The sequence below is a fragment of the Microbacterium sp. AK031 genome (genome assembly GCF_024807145.1).
GTDB lineage: Bacteria > Actinomycetota > Actinomycetes > Actinomycetales > Microbacteriaceae > Microbacterium.
In genome coordinates, this window is record NZ_JANUCA010000001.1 from 661,995 (window position 1) to 676,048 (window position 14,054).

Here is a 14,054-nt window from a genome sequence, read left to right on the forward strand (position 1 = left end):
TCGTCTGAGGCAGGTGTCGGCATGATCGAGCCGTCCTTCACCAGTCTCGCGTTCGGTGAAGGAAGAGACGCTACGAGGTCGCTCTCACGACGAGTTCTACGAGCGCACTCAGTTCTCGGTCGCGCGGGACGAGTCGATCGGGTCCGTTCACGTCCAGCGAGTTGTTGAAGTAGAGCCCGTCCCCGACGAGCAGCACGAGGTCAAGCGAGGCCTGATCGCGCACCTGAGGGCGGATCGCATCAGCCCAGCTGCTGCGCGTCTCACGCAGCGCATCTCCGGCGGCGCTCGAGCCGCCCTGTGCGAGACGTGAGACGGCGATGAGTGCGCGGTCGAGTGGGGCGTTCTCCATCACGGATGTGCGCACGTAGTACGCGACGGGTCCGTCTGGGGCGCGGCTCATATCTGCGAGGTCCTCGTCGACGAGGTGCTTCAATCGCTCGATCATGCCGGCTGTGAGGTCGTCTTTGGAGGCGAAGTGGTAGAGCAATCCGCCCTTCGAGACATCCGCAGTCTTCGCCGTCGCATCCAGGGTCGCGGTGCGCTCGCCCGAGGAGATCAGGATCTCCTCGAAGGCGTCGAGCACGCGCTCTCGAGCGAGGGGAGGTCTGGCCATGTCTGTTACTATACCATCTGGACGGTTTACTATCGGAAGAGGATGCGATGACCCAGATCGGGGTCGAGACGAGCGGGATCAATGCGCCACGTGCGGGCGTGCGGGCGTGGCTGGCGCTCGTCGTGCTCATGCTGCCGGTGCTGCTCGTCTCTGTCGACAACACGGTGCTGAGCTTCGCGCTACCCGAGATCGCGATCGCCCTCGCCCCGTCCGGCGCGGAGCAGCTGTGGATCATCGACGCCTATCCGCTGGTGCTGGCCGGGCTCCTCGTCACCATGGGCACACTGGGCGACAGATTCGGCCGCCGTCGGATGCTGCTGATCGGCTCGACCGGGTTCGCTGCGGTGTCCGTGCTCGCTGCATTCGCGCCCACCGCGGCGCTTCTGATCGTCGCGCGTGCACTGCTGGGATTCTTCGGTGCGATGCTGATGCCGTCGACGCTGTCGCTGCTGCGCTCGATCTTCCAGAACCGTGACCAGCGGCGGATGGCGATCGCCGTATGGGCGTCGGCGTTCTCCGCAGGCTCGGCGCTGGGCCCTATCGTCGGAGGATTCCTTCTGGAGCACTTCGCCTGGGGATCGGTGTTCCTCATCGCCGTGCCGGTGCTGATCCCTCTGCTGATCTCGGCACCGCTGCTGGTTCCGGAGAGCCGCGATCCGGCACCGGGGAAGATCGATTCGATCAGCATCGCGCTGTCGATGGCGACCATGATCCCGGTGGTCTACGCGATCAAGGCAGTGGCTGTCGACGGCATCAGCGTCTCTGCCGTGTTCTGGGCGCTGCTGGGGATCGCGATGGGCTGGCTGTTCGTGCGCCGCCAGCTGCGCGCGAAGACGCCGATGCTCGACATGGCGCTGTTCCGCCGTGGATCGTTCTCCGGCGCAATCCTGGTGAATCTGCTCAGTGTGGTGGCGCTCGTCGGATTCCTGTACTTCGTGCCACAGCACCTGCAGCTGATTCTCGGGCTCTCGCCGATGGTGGCGGGGCTGGCGCTGGTGCCGGGCATGGTCGCCGTGATCGTCGCAGGTCTGAGCGTCGTTCCCATCTCGCGCCGCGTCCACCCCCACATCCTCGTTCCGTCAGCACTGGCGTTCTCGGTCGTCGGGTACCTGCTCGTCGCGTTCACGACCGTGGGCCACGGCGCTCTTCCGCTGATCCTCGCCTTCGTCGTGCTCGGCATCGGCATCGGGGCAGCGGAGACCATCTCGAACGAGCTGATCCTCTCCAGCGCGCCCGCTGCTAAGGCGGGAGCGGCGAGCGCGGTCTCGGAGACCGCGTACGAGCTCGGCGCGGTTCTGGGGACGGCAGTGCTCGGCGGCATCATCACCGCCTTCTACCGCTCTGCGCTCGTGGTTCCGGAGGGAGTTCCCGCCGACTTTGCACTGGCTGCGCGGGAGACGCTCGCCGGCGCGTACACGGCACTCCAGGATCTCCCAGGGCCGCTGGGATCCGCGCTGTGGGAGGCCGCCGCATCCGCATTCGATTCCGGCGTGATGGTGACCTCCGTGATCGGCGCCGTTCTCGTGATGGCGGCCGGCACGATCGCCGCTGTCACACTGCGCACGAAGGCTTCGCGCTGACCAGTACGCTGGACGATACGTGCCCGAGCGCTCTCGCGCCCAGGGCGATCCCGGTGCAAGGAGTATCATGTCGCGTGTCGTGAAGCTGGCCGTCGTCCCCGGTGACGGTATCGGTCCCGAGGTCGTCGCGGAGGCGGAGAAGGCGCTCGACGCCGTCACCGCCGACAGCGAAGTCACCTTCGAGAAGACGCACTTCTCGCTCGGTGCCGCACGATACCTCGAGACAGGCGACACGCTGACCGACGAGGACCTTGCTGCGATCAGCGCGAACGACGCCATCATCCTGGGCGCTGTCGGAGGAACGCCGGGAGACCCCCGGTTGAAGGACGCGAACATCGAGCGCGGACTGCTGCTGAAGCTGCGGTTCACCTTCGATCACTACGTCAACCTGCGTCCTTCTAAGCTCTACGCAGGCGCGCCGGGGCCGCTCGCCGCGCCCGGCGACGTGGACTTCGTGGTCGTTCGCGAGGGCACTGAGGGACCTTACGTGGGCAATGGCGGCGCCATCCGAGTCGGAACGCCGCATGAGATCGCCAACGAGACCAGCGTGAACACCGCCTACGGCATCGAGCGCGTGGTTCGCTATGCGTTCGAGTTGGCTGGACGGCGACGGCAGAAGCTCACCCTCGTGCACAAGACGAACGTGCTCGTGCACTCCGGCGGCATGTGGCAGCGCATCGTCGACGAGGTGGCGCAGGAGCACCCGGATGTGGCCGTAGACTATCTGCACGTCGACGCAGCCACGATCTTCCTGGTCACGAACCCTTCCCGCTTCGACGTGATCGTCACCGACAACCTCTTCGGTGACATCCTCACGGATCTGGCAGGCGCCGTCACCGGTGGCATCGGCCTCGCCGCATCGGGCAACATCAACCCCGACGGCACGTTCCCCTCGATGTTCGAGCCCGTTCATGGTTCGGCGCCCGACATCGCAGGCCAGCAGAAGGCCGACCCCACGGCCGCGATCCTCTCCGTCGCACTGCTGCTCGATCACCTCGGGCTCACGCAGGAATCCGATCGCCTCACTCGCGCGATCGCAGCGGACATCGCGGAACGGGCCGGCTCTCGAACCACCAGCCAGACGGGCGACGCGATCATCGCACGGCTCCCGGCGTAGTCTGAGGACACGCGAACGCCGCCCGCAACGAACGCAGGATGTGACATGACAACGACCGAGACCGAACTCGCTCCTCTCGAGTTCTCCGTGACCAAGAACCTCACTGCGCGCTCCACGGCGCAGCGCGACGAAGCCCTGACGAATCCGGGTTTCGGCACGATCTTCACCGACCACATGGTCGACATCTGCTGGTCGGCTCGCGGAGGATGGCATCGCCCGCGCGTGCAGCCCTATGGTCCGATCTCACTCGACCCCGCCGCCGCGGTTCTGCACTACGGTCAGGAGATCTTCGAGGGCATCAAGGCGTACCGACACGCTGACGGCTCGATCCACACTTTCCGCCCCGACCAGAATGCGGCGCGTCTGCAGCGCAGCGCCCGGCGCATGGCGCTCCCGGAACTGCCCGCCGACTACTTCATCCAGTCGCTCCGCGAGCTCGTCGCGGTCGATGGAGAGTGGGTGCCGTCGGGGGAGGACCAGAGCCTCTACCTGCGTCCGTTCATGTTCGCGAAGGAGGCGTTCCTCGGCGTGCGCCCAGCCCAGAAGGTCGCGTACTACGTGATCGCGAGTCCTGCCGGGTCGTACTTCAAGGGCGGCGTGAAGCCCGTGCGCATCTGGCTGTCCGAGACGCACGCCCGTGCGGGCAGGGGAGGTACAGGTGCGGCGAAGACCGGAGGCAACTACGCGTCCAGCCTTCTGCCGCAGGCCGAAGCCTACGACAAGGGCTGCGACCAGGTCGTCTTCCTCGACCAGGACGGCAACGTCGAGGAACTCGGCGGAATGAACGTCGTATTCGTCTTCAAGGACGGACGAATCGTGACACCGGAGTCGGACAGCATCCTGGAGGGCATCACGCGCAACTCCCTGCTGCAGCTCGCCGAGGACCGCGGCCATACGGTCGAGAGTCGTCCGGTGTCGCTGCAGGAGTGGCGCGACGGCGTCGCATCCGGTGACATCGTCGAGGTGTTCGCCTGCGGCACGGCCGCGGTCGTCACACCGATCGGCGCGCTGGTCACCGCGAACTTCGAGGACGTCCAGCCCACCGGCGACCTCGCCCTGTCGCTGCGTGAAGAGCTCACCGACATCCAGTACGGCCGCCGCGAGGACAAGCACAACTGGCTTCTGCGCCTGGACGCCTGACTTCCGCTGACCGAAACAGGAGTTGCCGCACGAGACTTGGCCTGCCACGGCCTGTTTCGTGCGGCAACTCCTGTTTCGTCGGTCGGCGTCGCTAGGCTGGAGCGGTGAAGATCGCTCGGTTCAGCCACAATGACGCCATCCGCTACGGCATCGTCGACGAGCAGGAGCTCGTCGTCCTCGCCGGAGACCCGATGTTCGCGGGATACGAGACCACCGGCGAGCGCGTTCCGCTGTCGGATGCCGCGCTGCTCGCACCGGTGATCCCGCGGTCGAAGGTGGTCTGCGTGGGCAAGAATTACCATGACCATGCCGCCGAGATGGGGGGAGTGGCACCAGAAGAACCGCTGCTGTTCCTGAAGCCCAACACGTCGGTGATCGGCCCAGGCGACACGATCGTGCGTCCGACATCGTCCGAGCGCACGGAGCACGAGGGCGAGCTCGCTGTCGTCATCGGACGCATCGCGAAGAACGTCAAGGCCGAGAACGCGCTCGACTACGTGTTCGGGTACACGGTGGGCAACGACGTCACCGCCCGCGACCTTCAGAAGAAGGACGGTCAGTGGACGCGCGGGAAGGGCTTCGACACGTTCTGCCCGCTCGGTCCCGTCATCGAGACCGATTTCGATCAGGCGGATGCCACGATCGAGACCCGCGTCAACGGCGAAGTCCGCCAGCATGCGCCGCTGAGCGACATGATCCACTCGGTACCGGCGATCATCGAGTACGCCTCTGCCGTGTTCACGCTGCTGCCCGGCGACGTCATCCTCACCGGCACCCCCGCTGGCGTCGGCCCGTTCGCGGCCGGTGACACGGTCGAGGTCGAGGTCACGGGTCTCGGCATCCTGCGCAACTCCGTGCGCGACGCGCTGCCAGTGGCAGGATGACCATGCCGGCCGTCGACCAGGCGGCGGTGCAGCGGCGCACGGTGCTCGTGCTGTCGCTCGGCCAGGTGCTCGGCGGTATCGCCTTCGGGGCCACTGTCTCGCTCGGTGCATTGCTCGCGGCCGACCTGTCCGGTGACGATGCACTGTCGGGGTTGGCGACGGCAGCGGTCACGCTGGGTGCTGCACTGTGCGCGATCCCCCTCGCGCGGCTCGCGAGCCGGGTGGGACGCCGACGAGCTCTGACTCTCGGCAACCTGTTCGCACTGATCGGCATCTGCGTCGTCATCCTCGCTGCGGCGCTGCGCATCTTCCCTCTGCTGCTGGTCGGCATCCTGATGATCGGCGCCGGCAACGCGGGCAACCTGCAGTCCCGATTCGCGGCGACCGACCTCGCTGCGCCGCAGCATCGCGGACGCGACCTGTCGGTGGTGGTCTGGGCGACCACGATCGGGGGAGTCACAGGTCCGCTGCTGCTCGGACCCGGCGAGATCGTCGGGCAGACGGTCGGCATGCCGCCGCAGACCGGGGCATACCTCTTCTCGCTGATCGCGCAGACAGCCGCATTCATCCTGTACGTCGTCGCCCTGCGCCCGGATCCGCTGCTCACCGCGCAGCGACTCGCCAAGGACGCCGCAGCATCGCTGTCCGCGCCTCTGGTCGTGCCGGATCAGCCGACCGTCGCTCGCTACGCGATCTTCGCGATCGCAGGGTCGCATGTCGTCATGGCCTCCGTGATGGCGATGACACCGGTGCACCTGTCGCACATGGCGCACTCGGTGCATGCAGGGCACGCGTCGAACGCTGACGTCTCACTGCTGGTCGGCTTCACCATCGCCCTGCACGTCGCGGGTATGTACGGCCTGTCACCGATCTTCGGAATCCTCGCCGACCGCTGGGGGCGGTTGCGCGTGGTGATGCTCGGTCAGGCGCTGTTCGTCGGATCTCTCGCCTTCGCCGTCTTCGTGAACGACCAGGCATGGGGCGTGATGGTCGCGCTGATCCTGCTCGGCCTCGGCTGGAGCGCCGCCACGGTCGCCGGCGCCGCGCTGCTCACGGAGGCGAGCGCGCCTGAGCTGCGCACACGTCGCCAGGGACGCAGCGACTCGCTCATGAGCTTGTCCGCCGCGGCCGGCGCCGTGCTGGCGGGTGTGGTGCTGTCGAATTTCCAGTACGCAGGGCTGGGGATCGCGGCATCTGTCCTCGTGCTCGTCATCGTGGCGCTGGCACCGCTCGGGCGGACCAGGGTGTGAAGGCATGGGAAGGCGTCGGCGAGGCGTATGCCGCTTCGTACGCCTCCCTCTGCGCCGGGACTCATGACGATCTCCTCAGACGGCTGGGCGCTGCTGAAGGCCGTCGACTGCTGGACGTCGGCTCAGGCACAGGGACGCTTGCGGCACGCCTGATGGGCGCGGGGTGGACCGTCACCGCGTGCGAACCGGAATCCACGATGCGTGCGGTCGCTGCACGGGAGCATCCGCGAGTGTCCCTCGTCGACGGGGCGCTGCCTTCGTTGCCTTTCGCCGATGCGGCATTCGACGCTGTCACCGCGAATTTTGTCCTCAACCACGTATCAGACCCGAGAGAGGCTGCGCGCGAGCTCGCCCGCGTCGTGGTTCCCGGTGGGGTACTGATCGCGACGACCTGGGTCGTGTCGCCGTCGTGGTTCTGGCGGAGCGTGTGCCAGCGTGCGGGCCTCGTGGCGACGCCGGCCGGAGGATTGGCGCCGGAGAAGGACTTCGAGCGCACCCCTGCGGCATTCGGTCGGATGATGGCAGACGGCGGATGGCCCTCGGTCGCTGTCGCCGAGCTCAGCTGGACTTGGCGCGCCACGACCGACGAGCTCTGGCGATCCGCCGAGGGCGGAGTGGCGTCGGCCGGCGCGTTCTATCTGTCGCTCGACGCGGCCGAACGGGGGAAGTTCGCTCGGGCATTCGATCAGCTGTGCGAGGAGCACGGGGACGGTGGCACCGTCGCGCTCGATCACACCGCCGCGGTGGCCTCAGCCGCGCTCGATGAGCGGACAGGCGCAGGCCGGACGCACGCGTAGGATTGAGGGGCTATGGCTACCCCGCATCCCCTCACCACGACCGCTTCAGGTGCCGACGTCCGCGTCCGCTTCTGCCCTTCGCCGACAGGCCTGCCGCATGTGGGGATGGTGCGCACCGCTCTCTACAACTGGGCGTATGCGCGTCACAATGGTGGCAAGCTCATCTTCCGTATCGAGGATACCGATGCGGCGCGTGACAGCGAGGAGAGCTTCCAGCAGCTCGTCGACGCGCTCACCTGGTTGAAGATCGACTGGGATGAGGGTGTGCAGGTCGGTGGGCCGCATGAGCCGTATCGTCAGTCGCAGCGTCACGACATCTATCGTGGAGTGATCGAGAAGCTCCTCGCGTCGGGTGCGCTGTATGAGAGTTACTCGAACGCGGAGGAGATCGACGCGCGCAACGAGGCGAACGGGCGGGCGAAGCAGCTCGGTTACGACAATTTCGACCGCGACCTCAGCGATGAGCAGAAGGCGGCGTTCCGTGAGGAGGGCCGTCAGCCGGCGCTGCGTCTGCGTGTGCCGGATGAGGATCTGACGTATGTCGATCTGATCCGCGGCGAGGTGACGTTCCCGGCCGGGTCGTTCCCTGATTTCGTGGTCGTGCGTCCGAACGGCGTGCCGTTGTATACGTTCGTGAACCCTGTCGACGATGCGCTGATGGGGATCACGCATGTGCTGCGTGGTGAAGATCTGATGCCGTCGACGGCGCGTCAGTTGGCGTTGTATGCCGCGCTGATCGATGCGGGTGTCACGACGTTCGTGCCGCGTTTCGCGCATATGCCGCTGGTGCTGGGGGAGACCGGCAACAAGAAGCTCTCCAAGCGCGACCCGCAGGCCGACCTGTTCCTGCACCGCGAGCGCGGGTTCATCCACGAGGGGCTGCTCAACTATCTGGCGCTGCTGGGCTGGTCGATCGGACCGGACCGCGACATCTTCTCGCTGGACGAGTTCATCGCGGCGTTCGACATCGAGAATGTCAACCCGAACCCTGCGCGCTTCGACCAGAAGAAGGCCGAGTCGATCAACGGCGACCACATCCGGATGCTGGATGTGAAGGACTTCGCCGAGCGGACCATTCCTTACCTGGCCGCGGCAGGATCGTTTGATGAGCCGACCCATGAACAGCTGGTTCTCGCGTTCAGAGCGGCGCCGCTGGTGCAGGAGCGCGTGCAGCTTCTCGGTGAGGTTCCCGGCATGCTCGGCTTCTTGTTCACCGACGAGATCTCGTACGATGCGGACGCGCTCAAGGGCCTGCCCGCGAACGCCGCAGAGGTGCTCGAGGCGTGCATCACGGCTCTCGAGCCGGTTACAGATTTCTCTCCGGAGAAGATCCAGGATGCTCTCGCGACCGCGCTGGTCGAGAATCTCGAGCTCAAGCCGCGAGTGGCCTACGGCCCGCCACGCGTCGCGATCACAGGGCGCCGCGTCTCACCGCCGCTGTTCGAATCGATGGAACTGATCGGCAAGGACGCCACAATGCAGCGCCTCGCAACGCTGGTACAGATTCTTCGCTCATAGGCAGGACGGGCGCGTCGAGATCTGAGCCGATCGACTCGCCCGGGCGGTCGCAGGAGGCGGAGGCGTTTTGGCCGCAACGTCCGGATCGGGTAGAGTAGTACCTCGGTGCGAGGCTCAGGTTTCGCCCTTGGGGTATGGTGTAATTGGCAACACGGCGGTTTCTGGTACCGTTGTTCTTGGTTCGAGTCCAGGTACCCCAGCAGTGAATCCCGCAGGATTCCGCCACAGAATCCCTCCTCGTCAGAGGGTCACCGATAGGCCTGAAGGGCCCGGAGACCAGAAACGAGACCGAATACTCGCGCGAGCGTCTTCGCGGAGTAGGTTCGTCCCGGTTCCCACGCGGGCGCACGGTGGCGTACCGGCTGCCCCGGAATAATCCGGCGCACCTTGTGTGCATGGACGCATCGACGGTCGGCACTCCCGGGTTCAAGACTCAGACCGCGGCCGTCGCCCGCCAGGAGGGCGTAGGCACGGAGTCGCTGCGCCAGTGGGTCGTGCAGGCCGATATCGACGCGGTCAAGTCCCTTCTCGTGGTGTAACTCGGTTCATGCGCGTTGACGGGCTTGGAGCGGGCTGACCCGAGCTTCTGGGTGACGTTGCGGGCGATATGAACCCGGCATCTTTGCCACCCGCTCCCGGGCAGGATCGCCTTGACCGCAGCCTTCAGACCGGCATGGGTGCTCGGCGCGCTGGACAGCGCGGGCGCGGACGGGCTCGGGCTCGGCGGTGATGCCTTCGACGGCGAGAGCCTGTTGCCGGTGTGGCAGGTGGGGGGTGAGGACGCGGGCGAGCGCACACTGTACTGGGAGCACGTCGGCAACGCCGCGATACGCCGTGGTGATTTCAAGTTGGTGCGACAGTGGGGAGGGCCGTGGGAGCTCTACGACATCGCCAGCGACCGGATCGAATCAGTCGACCTGGCGGAGTCGTATCCCGGCCTGGTGGCTGAGCTCGCCTCTGAGTATGAGGGGTGGGCTCGAGCACACGACGTGATCCCGTGGCAGGACGTTCTCGACGATTACGCCGCACGCGGCATCCACCCGATGCGCGCCATGGGGTAGCGGACGCGAAGGCACCCTCGATCCAGCGGCGCTCAGGCCAGGAGCACGACGGCTGTCGCCAGGGCCGCTGTGGCGAATACGAACAGCGCGAGGGCGGCGAGCGGGCCGGCCCCCGGCATCCGTCCCCTGTCGCCGTGGCTGGCCAGCACGGCGTTCACGTATTGCATGCGTCGTCGACCTGCCACCCAGAGCGTGACGGCGACGAGCAGTCCGAGCACCCCGACCAGAACCCACCAAGGACTGCCGAGCGCAGCGGGGAGCAGTCGGAGGGTGACGAGCGATCCGAGGCCGATCGCGAGGGCGGTGCGCCTCCAGGCGAGTTCAGTGCGTTCGGGTTGCAGGCCCGGATCGAAAGGCGTGGTCATCGCAGGAGGATCGCGAGGATGAGCAGGAGCCCCGCGATCGTCACGGCGACGCCGAGTGTCGCGCCGAGAAGAGATGCGGGCAAAGGCTTGTTCTCGCGGAGTGCGCGCTCCGCACGCGCCCATCCGATCCAGGCGAGCGCGGGGACGAGCATTCCGACGACCATGAGCACGAGGGATGCTGCGAGCCGCAGCCCGGGGTGAAGTTCGAGGCCCAGCAGCTCGAGCGCGACACCGCCCGCGAGAAACGCGAGGGCGGTGCGGATGCAGGCCAGATACGTGCGCTCGTTCGCGAGCGTGAAGCGCGCATCGGGCTCTTGCCCTCGAGAGAAGACGGATGCAGGGAATCGGCGGTTCACAGCGCGCTCACCGTTCGGAATCCGCAGTTGCCGGTGGTGGAGTCAGGCGTGTTGCCGGTGCGCGCGGCCACGCGGTACCGGTTGCAATACGAATCGTGGCACAGGTACGAACCGCCCCGAGTGACACGTCGCTCCTCGTGCACGATCGGCAGCGGGCGACTCCCCGGCGGCTCGGGTGGCGTGGGGGTGAACGCGTCGGCGCACCATTCCCACACGTTGCCCGCGACGTCGTAGATGCCGAGACCGTTCGCCGGGTAGGTGCGCACCGGCGAGGTCGCAAGCCACCCGTCTTCCCTCGTGTTCGCCGTGGGAAAACGGCCCTGCCAGATGTTGCACATCCACCGGTCGTCCGGCGTCAACTCGTCGCCCCACGCATAGCGCGCGGCGACGAGGCCGCCGCGCGCGGCCGCCTCCCACTGAGCCTCAGTAGGGAGCGCGCGTCCTGCCCACGATGCGTAGGCAGCAGCATCCGTCCAGGACACGTGTACGACGGGATGGTCGGCGAGGTCGGAGAGGTCGGAGAGCTCGCCGCCCGGATGCTTCCAGTCCGCCCCCCGCACCCGCAGCCACCAGGGGGCTCCGGCTGCGGCGCCGAGCACGCCGTCGCGCGGGGCTGAGACGGCGAGATGAAACACCGCCGAGTCTCCGTAGCGCTCGGCGTCGGTGACATACCCGGTCTCGTCTGCGAAAACCGAGAACTGTGCGTTGGTGACGGGCGTCTCGTCGATGTCGAATTCGGCGAGCTCAACGTGACGTTGCGGCCCCTCGCCGTCGAAAGGATAGCCCTCGTCGAACGCGTCACCCAGCAAGTAGCTGCCAGCGGGAACTGGGCGGATCGGGGCACCCCGTTTGATGTGATTCACACCGAAAGTTTGACACAGCATCTGATCGTTGGCTATAACACTAGTTACATATGTGCAACTGCACATAGCGCAAGGAGGCGACATGAAGTTCGAGAACGTGATGCTGGGGGTTCTCGCGACGAAGCCCTTCCACGGCTACGAGCTGATGAAGTGGTTCGACGTCGAGGGGCAGTTCATTCGTTCGAACACCCATCACAGCCAGATCTACCGAGAACTCGCGCGGATGGTGAAGAACGGGCTGGTCGAGTACGAGATCGATCCCCGCGAAGGCAAGCCCGACGCAAAGGTCTACCGGATCACCGAGGTGGGTCAGGAGGTGCTGATGGCGTGGATCCGTTCGCCGTACGAGCCGACGAGCCGCTTCCAGGACGCCGACTTCAACACCCGCTTCTCCTTCACTGTGGCCCTCGATCTCGAAGCAGCGCTGCGGGTCGTCGAGAACGAGCTCGCCTATCGGCGAGCCCAGGTCGCCGCCAGCCGAGTTCGCAAGCGCGGACTCGTCGGCGTTGAGCCGATCGAGGGCTTCGACACGGGCCGCTACCAGCGCTACGGCGAGCAGATGCACTACTTCGGGGCGGACTCCGTCGACCGCTGGATGAACTGGCTCGACGGCATCCGCACCACGATCACCGCCGAACTCGCGTCGCGCGAGACCGGGAACGGGCACGACTCCGAGGAGCACACCGCATGAGAGCCATCATGGTCATGTTCGACAGCCTGAACCGGCGGATGCTGCCGAATTACGGCGGCGACTGGGTGCACGCACCCAATTTCGTGCGCCTCGCCTCGCGCACCGTCACCTTCGAGAATTGCTACGGCGGATCTATGCCGTGCATGCCGGCCCGTCGTGAGATGCACACCGGTCGCTACAACTTCCTGCATCGGTCGTGGGGTCCCCTCGAGCCGTTCGATGATTCGGTCCCGGCGATGCTGACCGCCGCCGGCGTGCACACCCACCTGGCGACCGACCACCAGCACTACTGGGAGGACGGCGGAGCGACTTATCACAATCGATTCTCGACGTACGAGTTCTTCCGGGGCCAGGAAGGTGACCCCTGGAAGGGCCAGGTGGCCGATCCCGAGATACCCGACGCCCTCGGGATGAGCGCGAAGGTCAAGCCGAAGCTGTGGCGGCAGGACTGGGTCAACCGCGCTCACCTTGAAGACAGGGCCGACCACCCTCAGACTCTGACATTCGACGCGGGCGTCGAGTTCATCGAGACGAACAAGGACGATGACTCCTGGTTCGTGCAGATCGAGACGTTCGACCCGCACGAGCCGTTCTTCAGCTACGCCGAATACAAGACCCACTACGGGGCAGCCCAGTACGACGGGCCGCACTTCGACTGGCCCGACTATGCGAAGGTCACCGAGACCCCTGAAGCCGTCGAGCACGCACGCGCCGAGTACGCAGCTCTACTGACGATGTGCGATGAGTCTCTCGGTCGGATCTTGGACCTGATGGACGAGCACGACATGTGGGGCGACACGATGCTCATCGTGTGCACCGACCACGGCTTCATGCTGGGCGAGCACGGCTGGTGGGGAAAGAACGTCCAGCCCTGGTATGACGAGACGATCCACAACCCGCTGTTCGTGTGGGACCCGCGCGCACAGGTCTCCGGCGAGCGCCGCGGGGCCCTCGTGCAGACAATCGACTTCGGCCCCACACTGCTCGACTTCTTCGGGCTCAGTGCGACCGAAGATATGCAGGGCTCGTCACTGGCGACGGTGATGGCAGACGACACCCCGGTACGCGAGTACGGACTGTTCGGTGTCTTCGGCGGACACGTGTGCATCACCGACGGTCGCTACGTGTACATGCGCGCGTCGGCGACACCGCAGAACCAGCCGCTTTCGGAACACACCCTCATGCCGACGGTCATGAATGGGTTCTTCCCGCACCAGATGCTGGCGCACGCGCAGCTCGTCGAGCCCCTCCCCTTCACCAAGGGACTGAAGGTGCTGAAGACGCCTGCGCACGCATGGGTGAGCCCCTACGCGTTCGGCACCCAACTGTTCGACCTCGCGACCGATCCCGAGCAGCAGAACCCGCTGCAGGATGCCGAACTCGAGTTGCGCCTCGCGACCGCGCTGCGCGACACCCTCGTGTCCTCTGACGCTCCGGCCGAGCAATTTGACCGGCTCGGTCTCCCGGCATCCGGCCCGTTGAGCGATGAGCACCTCCTCATCGCCGGACAGTGGCCGATGTTGCAGGCTTCCCTCGAGCAGGCAGCGCGCATCGAGGACTTCGGCGCCGACGGCGTCGTGCTCGAGCAGCCGCTGGGCGAACTTCTCGCCCACGAGGGAACGCGCGCGGTGCTTATCGAACGGGCACCCATGCTCGCCCATGGACCGATGGTCGGGATGATCGAGGGCATGACGCTGCTTCAGATCGCCTCCATGATGGTCGGCCTGCTTCCTCGTCCGGTCCTGGCCGGTCTCGCTCAGCTGCTCACCGAAGCCGCCGAGCCTTCACCCGCCCGATGACAACCCCCTCCACACCCACG

At 66.3% G+C, this 14,054-nt stretch carries 15 protein-coding genes, 1 tRNA gene and 1 pseudogene; 12 read left to right on the top strand and 5 right to left on the bottom strand.

Features of this window, described 5'->3' with window-relative positions; genetic code table 11:
* Positions 1-70 precede the first annotated feature (70 nt).
* Positions 71-613 carry a TetR/AcrR family transcriptional regulator gene (locus HDC95_RS03105; RefSeq protein WP_259061711.1) on the bottom strand — a complete coding sequence of 181 codons (543 nt, stop codon included), beginning with the start codon at positions 611-613 and terminating at the stop codon, positions 71-73.
* A gap of 47 nt (positions 614-660) precedes the next feature.
* On the opposite strand from HDC95_RS03105, the gene HDC95_RS03110 reads away from it, so the two are divergent.
* From HDC95_RS03110 to HDC95_RS03150, 9 genes are all read left to right on the top strand, one after another.
* On the top strand, positions 661-2,193 hold the full coding sequence (locus tag HDC95_RS03110) for an MFS transporter (protein ID WP_259061712.1): 1,533 nt from the start codon (positions 661-663) through the stop codon (positions 2,191-2,193).
* A 67-nt stretch (positions 2,194-2,260) separates the two neighbouring features.
* On the top strand, positions 2,261-3,310 hold the full coding sequence (locus HDC95_RS03115) for a 3-isopropylmalate dehydrogenase (protein ID WP_259061713.1): 1,050 nt from the start codon (positions 2,261-2,263) through the stop codon (positions 3,308-3,310).
* A gap of 45 nt (positions 3,311-3,355) precedes the next feature.
* Positions 3,356-4,450 (top strand): branched-chain amino acid aminotransferase, encoded by a 1,095-nt coding sequence (locus tag HDC95_RS03120; RefSeq protein ID WP_259061714.1) that lies wholly within the window; start codon positions 3,356-3,358, stop codon positions 4,448-4,450.
* A 104-nt stretch (positions 4,451-4,554) separates the two neighbouring features.
* Positions 4,555-5,334, top strand: coding sequence for a fumarylacetoacetate hydrolase family protein (locus HDC95_RS03125; protein ID WP_259061715.1), 780 nt, complete (start codon positions 4,555-4,557; stop codon positions 5,332-5,334).
* A gap of 2 nt (positions 5,335-5,336) precedes the next feature.
* Positions 5,337-6,584, top strand: a complete 1,248-nt coding sequence (locus tag HDC95_RS03130; RefSeq protein ID WP_396652666.1) for an MFS transporter — start codon at positions 5,337-5,339, stop codon at positions 6,582-6,584.
* On the top strand, positions 6,581-7,381 hold the full coding sequence (locus tag HDC95_RS03135) for a class I SAM-dependent methyltransferase (RefSeq protein ID WP_259061717.1): 801 nt from the start codon (positions 6,581-6,583) through the stop codon (positions 7,379-7,381). Before HDC95_RS03130 ends, HDC95_RS03135 begins: the two co-directional genes overlap by 4 nt.
* Positions 7,382-7,393: 12 nt before the next feature.
* Entirely contained in the window at positions 7,394-8,899 is a 1,506-nt protein-coding gene (gene gltX, locus HDC95_RS03140) for a glutamate--tRNA ligase (RefSeq protein WP_259061718.1), read from the top strand.
* A gap of 128 nt (positions 8,900-9,027) precedes the next feature.
* Positions 9,028-9,099: transfer RNA gene (locus HDC95_RS03145), tRNA-Gln, on the top strand.
* Between the two features lie 195 nt (positions 9,100-9,294).
* Positions 9,295-9,438 carry a hypothetical protein gene (locus tag HDC95_RS03150; protein WP_259062232.1) on the top strand — a complete coding sequence of 48 codons (144 nt, stop codon included), beginning with the start codon at positions 9,295-9,297 and terminating at the stop codon, positions 9,436-9,438.
* 11 nt (positions 9,439-9,449) lie between these two features.
* Here the strand turns inward: HDC95_RS03150 and HDC95_RS03155 are convergent.
* Positions 9,450-9,575, bottom strand: a pseudogene (locus HDC95_RS03155) (transposase); the annotation flags it as partial.
* Between HDC95_RS03155 and HDC95_RS03160 the strand changes: the two are divergent.
* On the top strand, positions 9,550-9,960 hold the full coding sequence (locus HDC95_RS03160; RefSeq protein ID WP_259062233.1) for a hypothetical protein: 411 nt from the start codon (positions 9,550-9,552) through the stop codon (positions 9,958-9,960). The pseudogene HDC95_RS03155 and the gene HDC95_RS03160 sit on opposite strands and share 26 nt — an antisense overlap.
* A 32-nt stretch (positions 9,961-9,992) precedes the next feature.
* Here the strand turns inward: HDC95_RS03160 and HDC95_RS03165 are convergent, their stop codons facing one another.
* From HDC95_RS03165 to HDC95_RS03175, 3 genes are read right to left on the bottom strand one after another with little or no spacing between them, the layout of a single operon-like run.
* Positions 9,993-10,325, bottom strand: coding sequence for a DUF202 domain-containing protein (locus HDC95_RS03165; protein ID WP_259061719.1), 333 nt, complete (start codon positions 10,323-10,325; stop codon positions 9,993-9,995).
* A complete protein-coding gene (locus HDC95_RS03170) occupies positions 10,322-10,681 on the bottom strand; it encodes a YidH family protein (RefSeq protein WP_259061720.1) in 360 nt (119 codons plus the stop codon). The genes HDC95_RS03165 and HDC95_RS03170 overlap by 4 nt, the downstream gene beginning before the upstream one ends.
* On the bottom strand, positions 10,678-11,544 hold the full coding sequence (locus HDC95_RS03175; RefSeq protein ID WP_259061721.1) for a formylglycine-generating enzyme family protein: 867 nt from the start codon (positions 11,542-11,544) through the stop codon (positions 10,678-10,680). The genes HDC95_RS03170 and HDC95_RS03175 overlap by 4 nt, the downstream gene beginning before the upstream one ends.
* Positions 11,545-11,626: 82 nt before the next feature.
* On the opposite strand from HDC95_RS03175, the gene HDC95_RS03180 reads away from it, so the two are divergent.
* Positions 11,627-12,235, top strand: a complete 609-nt coding sequence (locus tag HDC95_RS03180) for a PadR family transcriptional regulator (RefSeq protein WP_259061722.1) — start codon at positions 11,627-11,629, stop codon at positions 12,233-12,235.
* Positions 12,232-14,034 (top strand): sulfatase, encoded by a 1,803-nt coding sequence (locus HDC95_RS03185; RefSeq protein ID WP_259061723.1) that lies wholly within the window; start codon positions 12,232-12,234, stop codon positions 14,032-14,034. Before HDC95_RS03180 ends, HDC95_RS03185 begins: the two co-directional genes overlap by 4 nt.
* The last annotated feature ends 20 nt before the right edge of the window (positions 14,035-14,054 follow it).

Excerpts from the sequence above, each read along its gene's own strand:
- HDC95_RS03185 (WP_259061723.1), top strand. The coding sequence starts at position 12,232 with ATGAGAGCCATCATGGTCATGTTCGACAGCCTGAACCGGCGGATGCTG.
- HDC95_RS03105 (WP_259061711.1), bottom strand. The coding sequence starts at position 613 with ATGGCCAGACCTCCCCTCGCTCGAGAGCGCGTGCTCGACGCCTTCGAG.
- HDC95_RS03150 (WP_259062232.1), top strand. The coding sequence starts at position 9,295 with ATGGACGCATCGACGGTCGGCACTCCCGGGTTCAAGACTCAGACCGCG.
- HDC95_RS03110 (WP_259061712.1), top strand. The coding sequence starts at position 661 with ATGACCCAGATCGGGGTCGAGACGAGCGGGATCAATGCGCCACGTGCG.
- gltX (WP_259061718.1), top strand. The coding sequence starts at position 7,394 with ATGGCTACCCCGCATCCCCTCACCACGACCGCTTCAGGTGCCGACGTC.
- HDC95_RS03115 (WP_259061713.1), top strand. The coding sequence starts at position 2,261 with ATGTCGCGTGTCGTGAAGCTGGCCGTCGTCCCCGGTGACGGTATCGGT.
- HDC95_RS03120 (WP_259061714.1), top strand. The coding sequence starts at position 3,356 with ATGACAACGACCGAGACCGAACTCGCTCCTCTCGAGTTCTCCGTGACC.
- HDC95_RS03180 (WP_259061722.1), top strand. The coding sequence starts at position 11,627 with ATGAAGTTCGAGAACGTGATGCTGGGGGTTCTCGCGACGAAGCCCTTC.
- HDC95_RS03130 (WP_396652666.1), top strand. The coding sequence starts at position 5,337 with ATGCCGGCCGTCGACCAGGCGGCGGTGCAGCGGCGCACGGTGCTCGTG.
- HDC95_RS03165 (WP_259061719.1), bottom strand. The coding sequence starts at position 10,325 with ATGACCACGCCTTTCGATCCGGGCCTGCAACCCGAACGCACTGAACTC.